Source organism: Psychromonas sp. MME2 (assembly GCF_040566515.1).
GTDB lineage: Bacteria > Pseudomonadota > Gammaproteobacteria > Enterobacterales > Psychromonadaceae > Psychromonas.
The window spans coordinates 229,698-250,329 of sequence record NZ_JBEWXI010000002.1 but is presented as its reverse complement, the minus strand read 5'-3'; the positions used below and the strand labels follow the sequence as shown (position 1 = coordinate 250,329).

Annotated in this window: 10 protein-coding genes, 3 tRNA genes, 4 rRNA genes and 1 pseudogene; 11 read left to right on the top strand and 7 right to left on the bottom strand. The window is 41.4% G+C overall.

The window, feature by feature from the left end:
• Window positions 1–2: 2 nt before the first annotated feature.
• Window positions 3–389: an Rcs stress response system protein RcsF gene (gene rcsF, locus AB1A03_RS01545; RefSeq protein ID WP_354622827.1), complete on the bottom strand. Its 387-nt coding sequence runs from the start codon at window positions 387–389 to the stop codon at window positions 3–5.
• 85 nt (window positions 390–474) lie between these two features.
• On the opposite strand from rcsF, the gene gmhB reads away from it, so the two are divergent.
• The 9 genes and pseudogenes from gmhB to AB1A03_RS01500 form a co-directional block, all read left to right on the top strand.
• Window positions 475–1,032, top strand: a complete 558-nt coding sequence (gmhB, locus tag AB1A03_RS01540; protein ID WP_354622826.1) for a D-glycero-beta-D-manno-heptose 1,7-bisphosphate 7-phosphatase — start codon at window positions 475–477, stop codon at window positions 1,030–1,032.
• A 582-nt stretch (window positions 1,033–1,614) separates the two neighbouring features.
• Window positions 1,615–3,157, top strand: a 16S ribosomal RNA gene (locus tag AB1A03_RS01535).
• Between the two features lie 78 nt (window positions 3,158–3,235).
• Window positions 3,236–3,312: transfer RNA gene (locus tag AB1A03_RS01530), tRNA-Ile, on the top strand.
• Between the two features lie 54 nt (window positions 3,313–3,366).
• Window positions 3,367–3,442, top strand: a tRNA-Ala gene (locus AB1A03_RS01525).
• Between the two features lie 496 nt (window positions 3,443–3,938).
• Window positions 3,939–6,827, top strand: a 23S ribosomal RNA gene (locus tag AB1A03_RS01520).
• A gap of 111 nt (window positions 6,828–6,938) precedes the next feature.
• A 5S ribosomal RNA gene (gene rrf, locus AB1A03_RS01515) occupies window positions 6,939–7,054 on the top strand.
• A gap of 57 nt (window positions 7,055–7,111) precedes the next feature.
• A 5S ribosomal RNA gene (rrf, locus tag AB1A03_RS01510) occupies window positions 7,112–7,227 on the top strand.
• Together the 16S, 23S and 5S rRNA genes with 3 tRNA genes alongside form the textbook arrangement of a ribosomal RNA operon.
• Window positions 7,228–7,235: 8 nt before the next feature.
• Window positions 7,236–7,311 (top strand) — tRNA-Thr (locus AB1A03_RS01505).
• A gap of 327 nt (window positions 7,312–7,638) precedes the next feature.
• Window positions 7,639–7,911: pseudogene (locus AB1A03_RS01500) on the top strand (phage integrase central domain-containing protein); the annotation flags it as partial.
• Between the two features lie 110 nt (window positions 7,912–8,021).
• Here AB1A03_RS01500 and AB1A03_RS01495 read toward each other — a convergent pair.
• From AB1A03_RS01495 to AB1A03_RS01480, 4 genes are all read right to left on the bottom strand, one after another.
• Window positions 8,022–9,212 (bottom strand): diguanylate cyclase domain-containing protein, encoded by a 1,191-nt coding sequence (locus tag AB1A03_RS01495; protein WP_354622825.1) that lies wholly within the window; start codon window positions 9,210–9,212, stop codon window positions 8,022–8,024.
• 249 nt (window positions 9,213–9,461) lie between these two features.
• On the bottom strand, window positions 9,462–11,696 hold the full coding sequence (locus AB1A03_RS01490; protein WP_354622824.1) for a formylglycine-generating enzyme family protein: 2,235 nt from the start codon (window positions 11,694–11,696) through the stop codon (window positions 9,462–9,464).
• A gap of 88 nt (window positions 11,697–11,784) precedes the next feature.
• Complete coding sequence (locus AB1A03_RS01485) at window positions 11,785–12,315, bottom strand: carbohydrate binding domain-containing protein (RefSeq protein ID WP_354622823.1); 531 nt, start codon at window positions 12,313–12,315, stop codon at window positions 11,785–11,787.
• A gap of 628 nt (window positions 12,316–12,943) precedes the next feature.
• A complete protein-coding gene (locus AB1A03_RS01480) occupies window positions 12,944–13,195 on the bottom strand; it encodes a hypothetical protein (RefSeq protein ID WP_354622822.1) in 252 nt (83 codons plus the stop codon).
• A gap of 495 nt (window positions 13,196–13,690) precedes the next feature.
• On the opposite strand from AB1A03_RS01480, the gene AB1A03_RS01475 reads away from it, so the two are divergent.
• Both AB1A03_RS01475 and AB1A03_RS01470 read left to right on the top strand, forming a co-directional pair.
• A complete protein-coding gene (locus AB1A03_RS01475) occupies window positions 13,691–16,726 on the top strand; it encodes a cellulose-binding domain-containing protein (protein ID WP_354622821.1) in 3,036 nt (1,011 codons plus the stop codon).
• Between the two features lie 413 nt (window positions 16,727–17,139).
• The gene (locus AB1A03_RS01470) at window positions 17,140–18,537 is read left to right on the top strand and encodes an undecaprenyl-phosphate glucose phosphotransferase (RefSeq protein ID WP_354622820.1); all 1,398 of its coding nucleotides are present in this window, start codon (window positions 17,140–17,142) and stop codon (window positions 18,535–18,537) included.
• A 54-nt stretch (window positions 18,538–18,591) separates the two neighbouring features.
• Here AB1A03_RS01470 and hslU read toward each other — a convergent pair whose 3' ends face one another.
• Window positions 18,592–19,926 carry an ATP-dependent protease ATPase subunit HslU gene (hslU, locus tag AB1A03_RS01465; RefSeq protein ID WP_354622819.1) on the bottom strand — a complete coding sequence of 445 codons (1,335 nt, stop codon included), beginning with the start codon at window positions 19,924–19,926 and terminating at the stop codon, window positions 18,592–18,594.
• 12 nt (window positions 19,927–19,938) lie between these two features.
• The gene (gene hslV / locus AB1A03_RS01460; protein WP_354622818.1) at window positions 19,939–20,490 is read right to left on the bottom strand and encodes an ATP-dependent protease subunit HslV; all 552 of its coding nucleotides are present in this window, start codon (window positions 20,488–20,490) and stop codon (window positions 19,939–19,941) included.
• Window positions 20,491–20,632: the final 142 nt, after the last annotated feature.

Sequence of the window (20,632 nt, the reverse complement as noted above, 5' to 3'; positions counted from 1 at the left end):
TGTTATTTTGTTTCTTCTGGCAAATTTACATGAATCGCCTGAGCATAGCAGATGATATTTGATAAGCAGGTTTCATCAGCTTCAAAACTTAAACAGCTTTGAATAACAATCCCATTAGCATTGAGGTCAGCAGCTTGAATACGCGCTTTCGTTCTTGCTTCTTTTATATCTGCGGGGCGGTCATTCGCCTCTTCTTGGCAGCTGCTACCTTCTACAGTCGCGATAAAGGTGTAATCTAATTTGGGTAATTGTTCTTTTGAATAAATGGTTACTTCAGATGGTTTGAAATAGTCCGTGAAATTTTCTTTGTCTAAGTTGGATGTAAAATCATAATTACTGCAAGCAGTAGTGAAAATAAGAGCACAGATGCAAAGGGTGGATCGTAACATAATCGCTTCTTAATATTAGTCGTTATTAAAGTTGAATGGCATAATAGCATCTTTAATTAATCTAGTAACAGTGATAGGAAACATTATGACAATAGCAAATCGAAATCGGGCCATTTTTCTTGATCGCGATGGTGTTCTCAATGTTGATAATGGCTATGTGTCAAAGGTTGATGATTTTCATTTTATAGATGGTGCAATAGATGCCTGTAAAGATCTGCAAAAGAAAGGTTATCTACTCGTTGTCATCACTAACCAATCCGGTATTGCACGAGGCTATTTTAGTGAAGAACAGTTTCATTCATTAACAGAGTGGATGGATTGGTCATTAGCTGATAGAGGTGTTGATTTAGATGGCATCTATTATTGCCCTCACCATGCAGAAAAAGGGTTAGGTGAATATAAAGTCGATTGTGATTGCCGCAAACCAAAACCGGGGATGATATTGAATGCGATTGAAGATCTTAATATAGATGTTAATGAATCCATTTTAGTGGGTGATAAAGTCTCTGATCTACAAGCTGGCATAGCTGCGGGTATAAAAAGCAATTATCTGGTGCGTACAGGTAAAGAGATTACCGAAGAAGGTAAAAGTATTGCGACAGCTATCTACGATGATTTGGCTGCGATAGCAAAACAACTTTAAAGGATAACTTTGTGGATAACATCGTTGTTTTTGTGGGTAAGTTGTTTGCGAGTCAGGTATAAAAAATAATTTCAAAAATAACCGATTTTTATAGAAAAAACGCTTGCCAATGTGATCTGAATCCCTATAATGCGCATCCACAGACACGGGGCGTAACGCAAGTTAGCAACCAGTTTGAGAATAAAAGAAACGCATTTATCGCTTCGTAAGAAATGTAAAATAAGACGTTGACATTGTTCGAAAGGCGCGTAATATACGCACCTCGCCGCAAGGCTAGCTCTTTAACAATTTAATCAAACAATCTGTGTGGGCACTTATTGTTGATGTGATTTCAAATAATCAAAAAGTAACGCTTCTGCTTGCAGAAAGTTACACCTAACTTGTTTAGGTAACATCAATAGAAGTGACACACGAATTAATTCATTTACATTGAAAGATTTATCTTTCAATGATTAACAGGCCAAATATTTATATTTGGTGGTTAATTCAGAATAACAAAAAGAACGTAAGTTCTTTAGTTTTAGTCAGTAATATTGAGCTTGGTTAAATTCTACATCGTAGAAAATAACCTAATTAAACTTTAAATTGAAGAGTTTGATCATGGCTCAGATTGAACGCTGGCGGCAGGCTTAACACATGCAAGTCGAACGGTAACAGAGAATAGCTTGCTATTTTGCTGACGAGTGGCGGACGGGTGAGTAATGCTTGGGAATTTACCTTGTTGTGGGGGACAACAGTTGGAAACGACTGCTAATACCGCATAATGTCTTTTGACCAAAGGTGGCCTCTATTTATAAGCTATCGCGACAAGATGAGCCCAAGTGGGATTAGCTAGTTGGTAGGGTAAAGGCCTACCAAGGCGACGATCCCTAGCTGGTCTTAGAGGATGACCAGCCACACTGGAACTGAGACACGGTCCAGACTCCTACGGGAGGCAGCAGTGGGGAATATTGCACAATGGGGGAAACCCTGATGCAGCCATGCCGCGTGTGTGAAGAAGGCTTTCGGGTTGTAAAGCACTTTCAGCGAGGAGGAAAGGGTGCAGGTTAATACCCTGTATCTGTGACGTTACTCGCAGAAGAAGCACCGGCTAACTCCGTGCCAGCAGCCGCGGTAATACGGAGGGTGCGAGCGTTAATCGGAATTACTGGGCGTAAAGCGCGCGTAGGTGGTTAATTAAGTCAGATGTGAAAGCCCAGGGCTCAACCTTGGAACTGCATTTGAAACTGGTTAACTAGAGTTTTGTAGAGGGTGGTAGAATTTCAGGTGTAGCGGTGAAATGCGTAGATCTGAAGGAATACCAGTGGCGAAGGCGGCCACCTGGACAGAGACTGACACTGAGGCGCGAAGGCGTGGGGAGCAAACGGGATTAGATACCCCGGTAGTCCACGCAGTAAACGATGTCTATTAGAAGTTTGTGGCTATATGCCGTGGGTTTCAAAGCTAACGCATTAAATAGACCGCCTGGGGAGTACGGCCGCAAGGTTAAAACTCAAATGAATTGACGGGGGCCCGCACAAGCGGTGGAGCATGTGGTTTAATTCGATGCAACGCGAAGAACCTTACCATCCCTTGACATCCAGAGAATCACCAAGAGATTGATGAGTGCCTTCGGGAGCTCTGAGACAGGTGCTGCATGGCTGTCGTCAGCTCGTGTTGTGAAATGTTGGGTTAAGTCCCGCAACGAGCGCAACCCCTATCCTTATTTGCCAGCGGGTCAAGCCGGGAACTCTAGGGAGACTGCCGGTGATAAACCGGAGGAAGGTGGGGACGACGTCAAGTCATCATGGCCCTTACGGGATGGGCTACACACGTGCTACAATGGCAAATACAAAGGGTTGCTAACCTGCGAGGGTATGCGAATCTCATAAAGTTTGTCGTAGTCCGGATCGGAGTCTGCAACTCGACTCCGTGAAGTTGGAATCGCTAGTAATCGTGGATCAGAATGCCACGGTGAATACGTTCCCGGGCCTTGTACACACCGCCCGTCACACCATGGGAGTGGGCTGCACCAGAAGTCATTAGCTTAACCTTCGGGATGGCGATGACCACGGTGTGGTTCATGACTGGGGTGAAGTCGTAACAAGGTAGCCCTAGGGGAACCTGGGGCTGGATCACCTCCTTACGTAAAGAAATTCACAATAATGAGTGTTCACACAGATTGTTTGATTAGAATGATAAAGACGTATGACAGGCCGTTATTGGGTCTGTAGCTCAGTTGGTTAGAGCGCACCCCTGATAAGGGTGAGGTCGGCAGTTCAAATCTGCCCAGACCCACCAATTTCTTGTAAGTTTACTTGAAATTGTGAACAATCTGTTTATACAAACCATGTTGGGGCTATAGCTCAGCTGGGAGAGCGCCTGCCTTGCACGCAGGAGGTCAGCGGTTCAATCCCGCTTAGCTCCACCACTTACATTAGTAAGTGTACCAACATGAACCTCTTTTAGAGGGAGAGGCTTAAGATAAGTTAGATAATTTATCTTAAGCTTTTTTTTACGAAAAAGTTTGCTCTTTAACAATTAGGAAAGCTGATAAAGTTCTGTTTGAACGTATCGATATAGATATCAATATGTTTAAACGAAACGAAATTGTTCTCAATGATTAATTTATTAATCATTGTAATCAAGCAAAAATAAAAAGTTCATTTTTCACGTAGTGAAATGTGAACAGTACGTATCTACTCAATCATATGATTGATAGGTGCACGAAAAACGAATGTTGTTTTTTGTATTGTAAAATATGAGAAATCGCAAGCGTCTTGGAAACGACATACAAAACAAAAATCAGTATTAAGTAGTGATGCCAAATGGTGTTGCCCACTCAGACATTGACAAAAAGACGTCAATCTCTTGTTGGGAACAATACCTAAAACGCGTCACTGCGTGACACTTTTTAGGTGTTGTATGGTTAAGTGAATAAGCGTGCACGGTGGATGCCTAGGCAATTAGAGGCGATGAAGGACGTGGTAATCTGCGATAAGTCCAGGGGAGTTGATAACAAGCGTTATATCCTGGAATTTCCGAATGGGGCAACCCGGCACTTAGTGTCATCGTTAAGTGAATACATAGCTTAACGAAGCGAACGAGGGGAACTGAAACATCTAAGTACCCTTAGGAAAAGAAATCAACCGAGATTCCGAAAGTAGCGGCGAGCGAAATTGGAACAGCCCTTAAGCTGTTTAGAAGTTAGTAGAATGGTCTGGAAAGTCCGACGATACAGGGTGATAGTCCCGTATATGACAACTTCTTTACAGTGAAAACGAGTAAGACGGGACACGAGAAATCCTGTTTGAATATGGGGGGACCATCCTCCAAGGCTAAATACTCCTAATTGACCGATAGTGAACCAGTACCGTGAGGGAAAGGCGAAAAGAACCCCTGTGAGGGGAGTGAAATAGAACCTGAAACCGTGTACGTACAAGCAGTAGGAGCCGACTTAGTTCGGTGACTGCGTACCTTTTGTATAATGGGTCAACGACTTAATTTCAGTAGCAAGGTTAACCGTATAGGGGAGCCGTAGGGAAACCGAGTCTTAACTGGGCGAATAGTTGCTGGGATTAGACCCGAAACTTGGTGATCTAGCCATGAGCAGGTTGAAGGTTGAGTAACATCAACTGGAGGACCGAACCCACTAATGTTGAAAAATTAGGGGATGACTTGTGGCTGGGGGTGAAAGGCCAATCAAACCAAGAGATAGCTGGTTCTCCTCGAAAGCTATTTAGGTAGCGCCTCGTGTATCACTGTTGGGGGTAGAGCACTGTTTGGGCTAGGGGGTCATCCCGACTTACCAACCCCATGCAAACTCCGAATACCAACAAGTGCAATCACGGGAGACACACGGCGGGTGCTAACGTCCGTCGTGGAAAGGGAAACAACCCAGACCGCCAGCTAAGGTCCCAAAGTATATGTTAAGTGGGAAACGATGTGGGAAGGCTTAGACAGCTAGGAAGTTGGCTTAGAAGCAGCCATCTTTTAAAGAAAGCGTAATAGCTCACTAGTCGAGTCGGCCTGCGCGGAAGATTTAACGGGGCTAAACATATCACCGAAGCTGCGGATGCTTATTTATAGGCATGGTAGAGGAGCGTTCTGTAAGCCGTCGAAGGGAAAGCTGTAAGGCATCCTGGAGGTATCAGAAGTGCGAATGTTGACATGAGTAACGATAAGGGGGGTGAAAAACCTCCCCGCCGGAAGACCAAGGGTTCCTGTCCAACGTTAATCGGGGCAGGGTGAGTCGACCCCTAAGGCGAGGCCGAAAGGCGTAGTCGATGGGAAACGGGTTAATATTCCCGTACCCTTATATTTTGCGATGGGAGGACGGAGAAGGCTAGGTGGGCCTGGCGATGGTTGTCCAGGTTCAAGTATGTAGGTGGAAGACTTAGGTAAATCCGGGTTTTCTTAACACTGAGATACGATGTCGAGTCACTAAGGTGATGAAGTCATTGATGCCATGCTTCCAGGAAAAGTCTCTAAGCTTCAGAAATATAAGGATTGTACCCCAAACCGACACAGGTGGTCAGGTAGAGAATACCAAGGCGCTTGAGAGAACTCGGGTGAAGGAACTAGGCAAAATGGTACCGTAACTTCGGGAGAAGGTACGCCGCTGACGGTGAAGTCCCTTGCGGATGGAGCTATTGGCGGCCGAAGATACCAGATGGCTGCAACTGTTTATTAAAAACACAGCACTGTGCTAAATCGCAAGATGACGTATACGGTGTGACGCCTGCCCGGTGCCGGAAGGTTAATTGATGGGGTTAGACTTAGGTCGAAGCTCTTGATCGAAGCCCCGGTAAACGGCGGCCGTAACTATAACGGTCCTAAGGTAGCGAAATTCCTTGTCGGGTAAGTTCCGACCTGCACGAATGGCGTAATGATGGCCATGCTGTCTCCACCCGAGACTCAGTGAAGTTGAAATCGCTGTGAAGATGCAGTGTACCCGCGGCTAGACGGAAAGACCCCGTGAACCTTTACTACAGCTTAGCAGTGAACTTAGAGCCTACATGTGTAGGATAGGTGGGAGGCTATGAAGCGTTGTCGCCAGATGACGTGGAGCCGACCTTGAAATACCACCCTTGTATGTTTTGAGTTCTAACCATGGCCCCTGAATCGGGGTTTGGGACATTGTTTGGTGGGTAGTTTGACTGGGGCGGTCTCCTCCCAAAGAGTAACGGAGGAGTACGAAGGTTGGCTAATCACGGTCGGACATCGTGAGGTTAGTACAATGGTATAAGCCAGCTTAACTGCGAGACAGACACGTCGAGCAGGTACGAAAGTAGGTCATAGTGATCCGGTGGTTCTGAATGGAAGGGCCATCGCTCAACGGATAAAAGGTACTCCGGGGATAACAGGCTGATACCGCCCAAGAGTTCATATCGACGGCGGTGTTTGGCACCTCGATGTCGGCTCATCACATCCTGGGGCTGAAGTCGGTCCCAAGGGTATGGCTGTTCGCCATTTAAAGTGGTACGCGAGCTGGGTTTAGAACGTCGTGAGACAGTTCGGTCCCTATCTGCCGTGGGCGTTTGAGAATTGAGAGGAGCTGCTCCTAGTACGAGAGGACCGGAGTGGACGAACCGCTGGTGTTTGGGTTGTCATGCCAATGGCATTGCCCAGTAGCTACGTTCGGAATCGATAACCGCTGAAAGCATCTAAGCGGGAAGCGAGCCTCAAGATGAGTTCTCACTGGGACTTTAAGTCCCCTAAAGGGCCGTTGGAGACTACAACGTTGATAGGCAAGGTGTGTAAGTGCGGTAACGTATTGAGCTAACTTGTACTAATTACCCGTGAGGCTTAACCATACAACACCTAAGACGTGTTGATGTAACCAAGAAAAAGTACGTTTGCGACAATATATTTTACAACTTGCAAGATTAAAGAATAATAGACAGCTTTTCTAATTAACTTTTTAGCTTGGCGAACATAGCGCTGTGGTCCCACCTGATCCCATTCCGAACTCAGAAGTGAAACGCAGCTGCGCCGATGGTAGTGTGGGGTCTCCCCATGTGAGAGTAGGTCATCGCCAAGCGCCTAATTCCTTATAAAAGCCCCAATCCTGTGATTGGGGCTTTTATAGTAAATTTTTTCTGATAATAATAGCGCTGTAGTCCCACCTGATCCCATTCCGAACTCAGAAGTGAAATGCAGCTGCGCCGATGGTAGTGTGGGGCCTCCCCATGTGAGAGTAGGTCATTATCAGATTCCCTTTTGCTGATATGGCTCAGTTGGTAGAGCACACCCTTGGTAAGGGTGAGGTCGGCGGTTCGAATCCGCCTATCAGCACCATCCCCCCTGTTTTTAAAGTCTTTAAACTCCATAAACTAATTAAAAACAACGTAAATACAAGCTATTAACGCAATGCGTAGTCCAGTAGTGTTTTTTTAACGTCTTGCATAATCCTACGTTTTAGGTAACACTGGCAAAATGTTACTAAGGCGATTAAAATTGCCCCCTTAACAGATACTCAAATCAAGAAAGCAAAACCACATAAGAAAGAATACAACCATCAATGATGGCAATGGGTTGCGTTAAGAATTAAGCCTACAGACTTAAAATTGTGGCTGTTTAATTATTATCGACCAATCACACCAAAGCGAGCCAATTTAAGTTTTGCTAAATACCCTGATAAATCATATTTTCCCAATTATCGGCAAACAGCCAATCACTTCAATTACAGCCCCTCACGTTATTACAGCACTTAGACCGATGAAGCAAAAGGCCATTAAAAATCGCAAGGTATTCCCAACGGATGATTCCGCTAAAAAAGTAGTCTATCTTGCTGTGATGGATGCATCAAAGAAATGGACAATGCCAATTAGGAATTGGAAAACGGCCTTAAATCGCTTTATGATAGCATTTGAAGACCGTCTTAAAGATTACATTTAAAAACTGCAGTTACACAGAATTATTTACAGGGTCGATTAAGTCTGAGCTACTACAGCTTAGGTTAGCTGAATGGGGTTGGCTCATCCACCTTTAAACCTGTTCTATTAGCTTTAACAGACTTTAATTTGGTCATATCCTGAAGATTTGGCATCTCTTAAGGCATTATCAACTTTTAACATCAAAGATTTCATTGTGTTTTCATCAGTTGGTAATATATTAGACAAACCGAAACTCATTGTTAAGCGATTTTGAATGGGAGAGTAAGCATGCACCATGGCAAGATCTTTAATAGACTCATGAAGTGTTTTGGCTATTTTTAAACCTTTTGTAGCATTACCCCCTTTAATTAATATAACGAACTTTTGCTCTTCAAGGTGTGCAATAAAACAGCCAAACTCTTCGCATTTACTTTTTAATGTACAAGCAACTAGCAAAAGAATTTCTTCGCTGTTTTCCTGACCATAGTGTTGTTCATAGTCATTAAAGAAGTCAACTTCTCCAATCACCATTGATAATAATTCTTTGTTTGTTGTGCTTTCTTGCCAAGCATTGACAAAGTAATGATTAAATTCGCGGCGATTATATATATGTATTTGCGATATTGAACGCTCAAAGCCGCTTTCTTGAGAATCTTTAAGCTCTGAAGTGTTATCTGCAAAGCCATTTTGTTTAATCTTTAATTCAACATTGCTAAAAAAACGATTATGTCCTGTTTTTTTAGCACTCTGCAATGCATGCGTTGATTTTTGGAACAACGTATCCATCGTTGTTGGATAAATACTAGAGATACCAATGCTAAGTGTCACAACATCGCTGACTTCCGAGAACTTATGTTCTGTATGAGATTCTTCGACAGCAAGCCTTAGCGCTTCAGCAACCTCCTCTGCTGTTTCTACATCGCCCCCTTTAATTATGACGGCAAACTCACCACCCTGATAGTGGGCTAGGTAACAATCAAATTTCTCACAAGTATTTTTTAGTGCAAGACTAATAACTAGCAGCATGAAAGCTGAACCTTGATAGCCATACTTATCGAAATATGCTTTGAAGAAGTCTATTTCACAAATGAGTAGAGAAAGTAGTTCTCTTTTATCACTTGCTTGTTGCCAAGCTCTTTCATATTGCACTTCAAAAGTATGCCGATCAGCAATATTCATTTGTGACATTACTTGGTCAAATGCAGCTCTTTCTGAACTTATTTTATCTTCTAGATTTTGATATTTAGTGATGTCAACAACGGCTTTGTTATTAGCGGATTGATATTTACCACTTGGATTATCTGTTTGATTAGATTGTGACATCAGCTATTCCTTTATCTTAGTTTCTTTCTCTAACTCGTTTAAACAAATGAAATCTTAATTCTTTGCGTTGTAACTAGTAAAATAGATTCAGCTATTTACTGGAATTGGTAATATAGCTATATGATCTGAATATGTGTCTCCGGCTAGAGCAAAGTAAGCATGAGCCTTTTGAAAACATTAACTGCGATAGCGTATAGTTTCATTCAAAATTGTAATGTCCAGTTTAGTGAGAATTGAATAATAGAAATATTACTTTTGAACTAAACGGAAACCATTACCAGAGTCTCGATTACTCACTGCCCTATGTTCACGATTAGCTGAACGCAACTGAGTTGGGGGCGAATTCCAAGAACCACCACGTAACACCGCCATATCACAATTTCCATCTAACCGCGCGGCATCGTTATCCAAAGCCCCATTGTAGTTTTCATTCCAACAATCTTGTGTCCATTCAGCCACGTTACCATGCATATCATATAATCCCCATGGGTTAGCATCAAAACTCTGTACGTGTACAGTCCGTTGATGCTTCAAACGACTACAAGAGTCACAGTTGGTAAGGTTGTCTCCAATCTCATCTCCCCAACTGTATAGAGTTGTGCTACCTGCACGTGCAGCATATTCCCACTGTGATTCACTCGGTAAACTAAACTCCATCCCTGTTACTTTATTCAACCAAGGAATATATTCATCGACAATATCATTGAAACTGACCGATATAACTGGACGGGTACCTTTTCCCCAGCCTTTATCTGACGGTAAATAAGTACAGGCGCCTTGGTTTACACATGCCTGCCATTGTTCGAAAGTTACTTCATGAGCCATCATCTTAAATGGCTTAACACTCACACTATGAACGGGGCTTTCGCTCTTTTCACCATCGTTTGAGCCCATTTGAAACTTACCATCTTTTATTAAAACTAAAGGGCCAACATATTTATTTAGCATTTGCGCTTGTTTTTCAGCTCTTGTTTTTTCTAATACTTGTTTGGCTTCTGCTGCTATTTTGGCTTCTTCTGCTATTTTGGCTTCTAATGCTATTTGGGCTTCTGCTGCTATTTTAGCTTCTAACGCCATTTTAGCTTCTGCTGCTATTTTAGCTTCTAATGCTATTTCAGCTTCTTTTGAAGCTTTATTCTTTTGTATCGCTTCAACTTGTCTTGCTAAATCGCCGAATATTTTGTACCAATGTTGTTCAGCTTGTTGGTACGTCGAAATTGCAATTTCGATATAACCTCCACGGCTACTTTTTTCTGCTTTTTCCATTAAATCAGAAGCTTGTTGTATATCTGGAGATTTTAAATTGTGTTCTTTAACTATTTGATCTACTTTATCTTTAGCTGTAAACGCCTCTTTTTTTGATTCTTGTAAATTTGCTATGTGTGCAAGTAATGCAATAAATGTCGTAGATGCTTCCTGATAGTATTTTATCGCCTTGGTATATTGCCAAGCTTGCTTGGTTGCATTTGCGGTATCCATCAACAGGTTAGCTTGCGCGATTTCACTCGATGCAATTAGCTGATAGGTTTCCAAGGCTCGCATTAGTTTTGCTTGTGCTTGTAGCGCGTCTTGCTGAATGGTATATAAGTGCTGACTAGCATTAAACTGCTGCCATATATTTTGGTATGCTTGATTGGCATCATGAAGTAACTGCAGCGCTTGTAAGTTATCTTCAGGTTTAGATTGTTGATTATTCAAAATATTTTGTGCTTGAGTAGTTTGCCCTGCTAACTCTGATAGGAGGGCTCCTTCCGCAAGATACTCTTGGATAAGTTGCTGCCTGAAGTGTAACGCTTCAAGGTTGTCTATCTTAACAGGATCACTCTCAGCAATTTCTAGCTCTGCAGATAAATCACGTTGCCCTTTATCTAAACGTTGAACCTGAGTATTGATCTCTTCTAATAATTGTGTCCCCTCCATTCGTTGCTGTAAAAAGAACTCTTTCTCAACTGAGTTAAGGTTTCCTATAAAATGGTTTAACCAACCCTGTTGATAGGCGATAGCTCCACCACCTAGTAATATAGCGGTGAGGAAGATAAGTACTAATTTGTTTGTGCTACGGTTAGTGTTATTAATTTCCGCTTGCCTATTCGCTTGAGGTATACATTTATCTTTGCTCTCTTTTGGGAGCTCATGAAAAGTATGATGTTGAACGCCCTTCTTTGAAGTATCTATTATCGGTATTTGGGTATTACTTTGTCTCGCAACAATCGATTCTTTGATGCTATTGATATTCGTATGGAGAGAAGGTTCAGCTATATTATCTAACGTATTGGGCTCATCAATACTATCTAATAAAGCTGTTTGCGCTTGGTTAAGGCTATCAAGTGTTGCCATATGCTTTTTAACTAACTCAGCTGTTGATGCATTAATGGCCTCCATTTGAATAGGCTCAGCTATTGCATTGTATGCTTGTTTGATGTTTTTTTCGGTTAACGCTTTGCCTTTTAATTGCAGTAAAGCAATCGCTTCTTGTTTTTCCATTTTGTCTTATAATCCTTTGTTGTGTTACAACTTAGCAAGAAAAGCCACTGGCAAAGCGTGGCATAGGAGCAAAGTAGGTTAATTGATATTAATTGCTTTTTAGAGATAGGTTACGAACACAGACGTTCGCTATTTTTTGAGCGCCGAATTGTAGTTGGAAATCTGTTTTAGGGTCACTACTTTCCTGATGAGTGAAGGTTAAAGTAAACGGTGCTGACTTACTGCTTACAGATATCTCTTTGCTAAAATAGTTGGTATAAGGTGCGCCTTCATGTTGAATTACGGCATTGAACTTAGTATCTACATTAGCGCGAGCGGTAAATTCTAATGTGTAACTCATTCCTTTTATTAGCCCAAAGCCTCCTTGGCCTAAAATCACATCCCAAGGTTTGCTACCTGCGGTGGTAATGTTGATACAACCTTCAGTATCTTTTACATTTAATTCTGCACCTGTAGCCCACCAACCATCGAAGCCATTAGTAAATTGACCATTACGTAGCAACTCACCTTTCATTAGAGTATCTACATTGTCTGAGGTGGTACTACAGCCAAATAATAAACTACCTGTGAGAGTTGAACATATAAGTAAAGCTGGGAGTTTTTTATTTAAAAGCATCATTAATTACCTTTGTAATGAGAAGTTAAAAATAAGAGAGTGCCACCCCTCTGTCTGTGTCGGTTAAATACCACCCTGAAAGTTTATTGTAATTAATTTATTGTGAATTTTGTGTTTTGTCATCACGCATTTCTATTCGAAATTTAGTAATGTTATTTCGATATATTGTTTGTGTGAATAGCTCCTCGTTTCTTCATTGTTATTATTTGCCGATTTATACCAATTCCGATAAATAGCTGATCTATTTTACTGGTTAAAACAACTTACTGCTGCGTTGTAATTTTCGCAAAGGGAATAGCCATTTACGTCAAATTACGCCTTGAATTAAGCTGTTTTTCCTACGCGAAATTTAGATCACATACTTACCGGAGTTGGTATTATCTTTTCAGGAATACGTTTCTATGCTGAATACGCCGTGGGGATTATAAATATTGTCATATACTCAATAGTCGTTGCATAACTTTGACAGGGTGCTAGCCAACTTCATTATTGTGTGAGGGTCAACTATCTTAGTAGGCTGTAAAATTTTTGACTTGTAGGATATGTAAGTGATAGATAATTTGACTGGGTATGCAACAATTCGCATAAAATACCGCATAATTGAGATCCCATCGTTAAATGGGATAACTATTTAGTGTTTCGTAGTCTTGGTGCCGTTACGTACTAAGTCTTGGCCTGTTTGAAACACCTCTTCTGTGATCCATCTAGATAATAATAGTTGGTGCTTGTCATCCAACACCGCGACAAATCGGCGTCCATCTTTTTTGCTGGTTGCCATAGCTATTCCGCCTATATTGCTTAGACCTAAACCACCGTTTTCAACAGTGATTAAAAATGCTTTTAATTGGTCGAGGTTGGTGATGGTGTCTGCATCGTTATTCATCGTGTTAATGTTCTCTGTTTGATTAAATTTTAAGTTTCGCAAAGGAATGCCGTCAAGTTAAGCGCTTTAATCCTTTTGCTAAAAGGAAATGTTACGGTGTTTATTTCTTTAAGGCAACACTTCATAGGATTGCACAAAATATTGTTTATATTTGCAAAAGGCCAATAAAAGTAGGAAAAAACTTACAAAATGAATGTTTCAATTTTTTGATAGAATTTAAGCAAATTTAAAGGGGGCTTTATATCTACATCTGTATTGTCATCGTTGCAGTGTTCGGCAACGAGTGAAAAATATCTGATGATATTTACGGAAATCTACCCTTGCATCTAAATATGCCAAATGATTTGGAAATATACATAGGCGGCAAAGCTGTTATTACTATCCACATTGCAGATAGGCTTTCTTGTAGACGGGAGAAACGTAGCTAAGATCTCTCCAATTTCAAATTAAAATGGAATAGCTAAAAATATAATGCATTAATGTAAAAGGAAATTTATGCGCAAAATCAATAAAATAACAGCTGCGCTAGCTGGTATTCTCTTAACTGGTCACTTGTATGCTGCTGAACTCTATGACGTTACAAAGGCGTATCCTGGCCGTTCTCAGGTAACAGCTAACGGTAAATTGTATGAAGCCAAGTGGTATGCTAATCCTGGACAAAGCCCTACAAATGATTATGCGAACGTGTGGGACTCTCCATGGAAACTAATTGGTAATGCAGAACCGATCCCAGAGCCGGTACCAGGTGATCTTGTGGCATTTATTCCAGGTGAGACACGTGTTAGTAATGGTGCTATAGTTTCTTATAAAGATCAGTGTTTTATTGCTAAAAATAATCCCGGAGTATGGGAAACTCCAAGTGCATCATCATGGTTTTGGACTTTAACTGAGTGCCCTAGCGAGGGGGCGCCAATCATTGCACCGGGTGAGCCTGGTTCGCCAATTGTTGCACCTGAAGAGCCTAATAATGGCAACCCCATTATTCCAGCTGATCCCGAATATCCACTTGAGCCAGGTATACCAGTTGTTGTTCCGGGTGAGCCTGGCTCGCCAATTGTTGCACCGGAAGAGCCTAATAATGGTACCCCCATTATTCCGGCCGATCCCGAGTATCCACTTGAGCCTGGTATACCGGTTGTTGTTCCTGGTGAGCCTGGTTCACCAATTGTTGCACCTGAAGAGCCTAATACTGGTACCCCCATTATTCCGGCCGATCCCGAGTATCCACTTGAGCCAGGACAACCAGAAGTACCCCCAGTAGATCCTGTTGATGAGTTGTGTGTCGAGTTTAATGTCTACCCTGATTGGACCCAAAATGGATATGCCGGTCAAGGTGATATCATGGTTTATAACAATATTGCTTATTCTGCTAAATATTGGACACAGTCAATTCCAGGTGGCGATGATTCTTGGCAACATCACTTAAATTGTGATGGCACCGAACCGGGTACTGCACCTCTACTTTCTTTACCAAACCCAATGGATCCTGTGAGTTTGAAGGTTAAGGGGTGGCCGAGTGATTTTGTTGTCGCTAGCCCCTCATTAGATGCGCCGACTGTGGTGAATGTTAATACGATCAACGCCGACGATTTATCTGATTACGCAAAACTAACGAATGCTTTTATTGCATTGATTGAGGTCGCTAAACAGGCTGGTTCTTCAGCAATTATCATTAGAAGTGATGTGCTTGATGCACTTATCAATGATGGCCAAGCGGTAAGGACTATTGCAGTCAAAAAAGCGTTAACGGAAGCGCTTGATTACACGGGTAGTCGAATTGATATCGATGATATTAATGCACTAAGCAATGATGTTAAAGGCTGGGCTCAAGCGCAAAATTTAGTGTTGTCTACAATGGCTCCTGAAGCAACTTTTGGTTGGTCTTTAAGCATTGGAGATTTTGCTTACGAAACTTATTCAGGTAGAAGAGCGGTATGGAATGCGGCATCTAAAGCAACGGCAGACTTACTGGATAAATTCAAGCTGTATAAAGCTGAATCAGGTAATGCTGCTGACTTTATTGCTTTTTCTAAGTCAAGCTCATCTGCCCCCTTATCAAGCGATCAATGGCACAACGCTTTGGAGTATGTAAAACAAGTCACAGACTTTGTACAGGCTCCTGCATTACTATCGACCCTGCCAACGGCTCAAGCTGCTGCTTATTTTATGGGGACGACCCCTGAAGAAAGTAAAATTCGTAAAGCGGCTCATAGTAATATATTCGCCATTTTATTCGACGCTGATAGTGCTGATTTAACGGCAAAAATTGAACGTTACCAAGGTGCTAAAGTGCCACTATATTATGTTGGTGATGATGTTCTAGAAGGACCATTAACGGTTATCCCATCACTTAATCGTGATTTAGAGAATGCTGAAACGGTGATGAATAATGAAGCCTTTCTATACGAAACCCCTCAATCAAAATGGATTCCATCGACTGTGTATAAGTGGGCGGATTTCTTAAATGGCTTAAATTCAATGCATAATATTGGTGTTGCTGGCAATACTTTCTGGTTAGTCGATGAAAATGCAGATGATGAAACAAATGCTAAGTACGCTAAGGTCGCTATCGCAGCTTTCTTAGCGCAAAGTATGCAAGAGACGATTCGCTACAATGCTTGTGATGAAAACAATTGGGCTGAAATTAAATACGGCGCACCAGCAGACTACCCGATGACAGCAAGTTGTGGTCAGTTAGGTCAAAAATATGCAGATTATGGAATGAATCCGGTAACCGGTAAAGACCATCCATATTCTTGTCCTCGTGATAATAAAATGGAAGTAACAGCGCAAACTCACGCCCAATGGTACGGTGCACCGGCGCCAATTTTTGCCGCTCCAAATTCTGTACTTGCAGAGCAAGGCCTATTGGTTAATGGTCACGTTGGTCGTTGGACGAACAGTGGGCACTGTAATACTGTACCGACTGCTGTTGATACTTCAAAGCAAGTATGGGAACGTAACGAGTGTGAAGTTTATATTGGTCAAAAAGCTGGGAAGTTCATTTGGGATGGTAGTAGCCAGGAGACCGTTGAAGGTTGTGGCTGGTGGGGACGTGGTGTTATACAAACTACTGGTCGTCAAAATTTCGGTACACTGAATCACTTCATGGGCCGTTCACATGTCGATCCTGAGACTATCGGTAAAACGATTGATGGTACGACAGTTGAAGCTCCACCTGCGAGTCCGTTGTATGCCGACTTAGACTTCTGTTCAAACCCAGGGTTAATTTGTAGTTCTGAAGAGAATAGAGAAATCAAATGGATTGCGGGTCTGTTTTTCTGGGTAACCTCAGTACAAGCCTACAATGACGAAGGCGGTTTATACCAAGATTGGAACTACTACAATGAAATTAAAAAGTATGTCGATGGTGGCATGACGGGAACAGCATTTATTGATGCGGTATCAGGTATCGTTAACCGAGGTTGTCCTGACAGTACTTGTCCAGAGAGCGGTGCGGTTCATAACATAAAAGAACGCCGTGATAACTTTATGCTAGTACTAGAAAAATTAGGTCTTAATCCACAATAAGCGTTATTGAAATATTATTTCACTTGGATCATGCCAGCCAGTTCGAAACTGACTGGCATTTTTTTGTTTTTTGCCAAAAATAGAGGGGGATTACTGACCATTGAGTTAAGTATGTGAATTAAAATTTTAGATCGGTTAAAGCGCTTTCTTCGAAGCGTAAATTAATATAGGGTAAAGCTCTAAATCGCATATTGGGGGACATTATTTATGAGGGAAGGCATGCGTCTATCACGTATCTATTTGTTTCAATTAACCATTTTATTTTAGTGGGTAATGTGTTTACTTCGGAGAGTATTATCCCACTTTGACTTAATATTGCTTCTGAATCATTCACAATCGTACTATAATTAATCTAATTAACCCCTTTCAAAAGGAATATCTGATTTTGGGAAAAACAAGTCAAGGATGTAATAATGACGCAAGATTACGTAAGAGATAGTATTAATAGGAATTCTTTTGTATATAGACTTGCCGATTTAGTGGTGATTCAATGCGTTTTGCTGCTTTCTATTTATAGTTATGACTCGAATTTTAACGAACACTACTCTTTAGTCTCATTAATCGCTTCTATTGTTTACCTTCTCCTGGCTGAAAATAATCAGCTTTACCATTCAGGTCAAACTCGCTTTTATTCTCGTTTAACGTTAAATACTTTTCTTTGTTGGTTGTTTGCTATTTTTGCGGTGACAACATATTTGTTTTTTACTAAAACGGGGACCGATATTTCTCGAGTGGTTATTGGTTTGTGGTTAGTTTTAACCTCATTTGGTTTGATTGGTTGGCGCTATTTTTTACATTTATATTTATGTAAATACCGTAGTCTTGGTTTTAATCTTCGTAAAGTGGCCATTATTGGGTTGACTGATTCGGGGATTCGTTTGGCCGATGAGCTTACTGAGCGAATGGAAATAGGTTGCACGCTAACGGCTTTCTTTGATGATAGAGAAGTTGAGCGATTATCTACCAAATACATTGACTTTTTAGGTGGGAGTATCGATTCGGGGGTAAAAAGAGCTAAGGATGGTGAATTCGATTTAGTTTATATTGCGTTGCCTTTTAACGCTCAAAATCGTATTGAATCTATCTTGCGATATCTAGGTGATACGACCGTTGATGTACATATTGTTTCCGATTTTTTTACCTTCAATTTATTGAATTCTCGTTTGTCTTATATGGGCAACGTGCAAACAATCAGTGTTTATGAGTCTCCTATGAGTGGTTTATCTTCCGTTGCAAAACGGGTTGAAGATATCATTGGCTCCTTAATTATCCTGCCGATCATTATGTTGCCGATGTTAGCGATTGCTTTGCTCATCAAGCTTGACTCCCGTGGTCCTGTTTTTTTCAAGCAAAAGCGTTATGGGCTTGATGGGAAATCTATTGATGTTTTAAAGTTCAGATCAATGACCGTTAGCGAAAATGGTACTGCTGTTAAACAAGCTACTAAGGGAGATGCTCGGGTAACAAAATTAGGGGCTTTTTTAAGGCGAACTTCCCTCGATGAGTTACCGCAGTTTATCAATGTATTATTTGGGCAAATGTCCATTGTTGGTCCTAGACCACATGCAGTCGTACATAATGAAACCTACCGTGAATTAGTCGACTTTTATATGTTGCGCCATAAAGTAAAGCCGGGGATTACGGGGTGGGCGCAAGTTAATGGGTGGCGTGGAGAAACCGATACCCTAGATAAGATGAAAAAACGCATTGAGTTTGATTTAGAGTACATAAGGTCTTGGTCAATATTATTGGATATAAAAATTATTTTTATGACCATTATTAAGGGATTTTCAGACAAAAACGCTTATTGATATATTGAAAAAGCCACTATAAAAATAGTGGCTTTGATAGGTTTAATTGTAGAGCTAGAGAATGAATCGACTTAGATCTTCGTTTTCGATTAGTTCATCTAACGCATTAGCAACATAGTTTGCATCGATGATAATTGACTCACCCCCTCTGTCGGAGGCATCATAGGATAATTCGTCCATAATGCGCTCCATGAGAGTATGTAAACGACGTGCGCCTATATTTTCTGTTGTTTCATTGACATGCCATGCTGATTTTGCAATTTTATCAATACCACATTGGGTAAATGAGATGGTTACCCCTTCAGTTGCCAATAATGCTTGGTATTGTTCACTCAGCGATGCTTTAGGTTCAGTTAATATACGTGCAAGATCTTGCTCTTTTAACGCTTCTAATTCAACACGAATAGGTAATCGCCCCTGTAGTTCAGGAATCAGATCGGAAGGTTTGGCAATTTGGAAAGCACCCGATGCGATAAATAACATATGATCGGTTTTTACCATGCCATGCTTAGTACTGACGGTTGAACCTTCAATTAAAGGTAGCAGGTCGCGTTGCACCCCTTCTCTAGAGACGTCAGGACCTGAAGTGTCCCCGCGTTTGCATATTTTATCTATTTCATCAATGAAGATAATACCGTTATTTTCAGCGGCAAATATCGCTTTCTCTTTCAGATCTTCTTGATTGATTAATTTTGATGCTTCAGATTCTGTTAAGACTTTTAACGCATCTTTTATTTTCAATTTGCGTTTTTTAGTTTCGCTTTTACCTGACATATTTTGGAATAGACCTTGTAGCTGATTGGTCATCTCTTCCATGCCCGGAGGTGCCATTATCTCCACGCCTATTTGTGGTGCGGGAACATCTAACTCTATCTCTTTTTCATCAAGTTGCCCTTCACGTAACTTTTTACGGAACGATTGGCGTGCAGCACCATCTTCAACTTTGCTCTTGTCCCACTCATTATCGGTTTTTGCAGGAGGGATCAATATATCTAGAATGCGATCTTCGGCTAAGTCTGCTGCTCGATGGGTTACTTTTTCCATTTCTTCTTCGCGTGTTAGTTTGATGGATACATCAACTAGGTCGCGGATAATACTTTCTACTTCTTTACCGACATAACCGACTTCAGTAAATTTTGTTGCTTCAACTTTAATAAAGGGGGCTTTCGCTAACTTTGCTAAACGTCGTGCAATTTCTGTTTTACCGACCCCAGTAGGGCCGATCATTAAAATATTTTTAGGAGTCACTTCTTGGCGAATTTCTTCATCAAGTTGCATACGGCGCCAGCGATTACGAAGGGCGATTGCGACCGCGCGTTTGGCTCTGTTTTGACCAATGATATGGCGATCAAGCTCGTGTGCAATCTCTTTAGGAGTCATATTGGACATGGCGATATATTCCTATTTGTTACTTGTTGCATTATCGTTATCAAACTCAATGCATTCAATAGTTTGGAAGGTATTAGTGAAGACACAAATGTCACCAGCAATAGTTAATGCTTTTTCAACAATTGTTTTTGCATCTAAATCCGTATTTTCTAATAAGGCGATAGCTGCAGACTGAGCATAGTTGCCACCTGAACCAATCGCGATCAAGTCATTTTCAGGACGAACAACATCCCCATTACCGGTAATAATGTATGAATGTTTTGCATCTGCAACGGCTAACAATGCTTCAAGTTTACGTAGCATTCTGTCGGTGCGCCAATCTTTAGCCAGTTCAACGGCTGCACGCTCTAAGTTACCTTGGTGTGCTTGCAATTTTGCTTCAAATCGCTCTAAAAGGGTAAACGCATCAGCCGTGCCGCCAGCAAAACCTGCAATTACCTTGTTGTTATATAATCGATGTACTTTACGTGCATTGCCTTTCATGACGGTATTACCGAGAGAAACTTGACCGTCTCCGCCAACCACGACTTGGTTACCGCGACGTACTGAAACAATAGTAGTCATATTAATACCTTTAAAACTGAAAAAAGAGGAGCAACAAGCAGGATCTAATAGCTGCTAATTCTTATATATGAGGGGGGTTATTATATTTTCAAGGGTAAAAAGAGAAAACAATAATTTATTCGTTTATTGTTTTCTCTTTTAA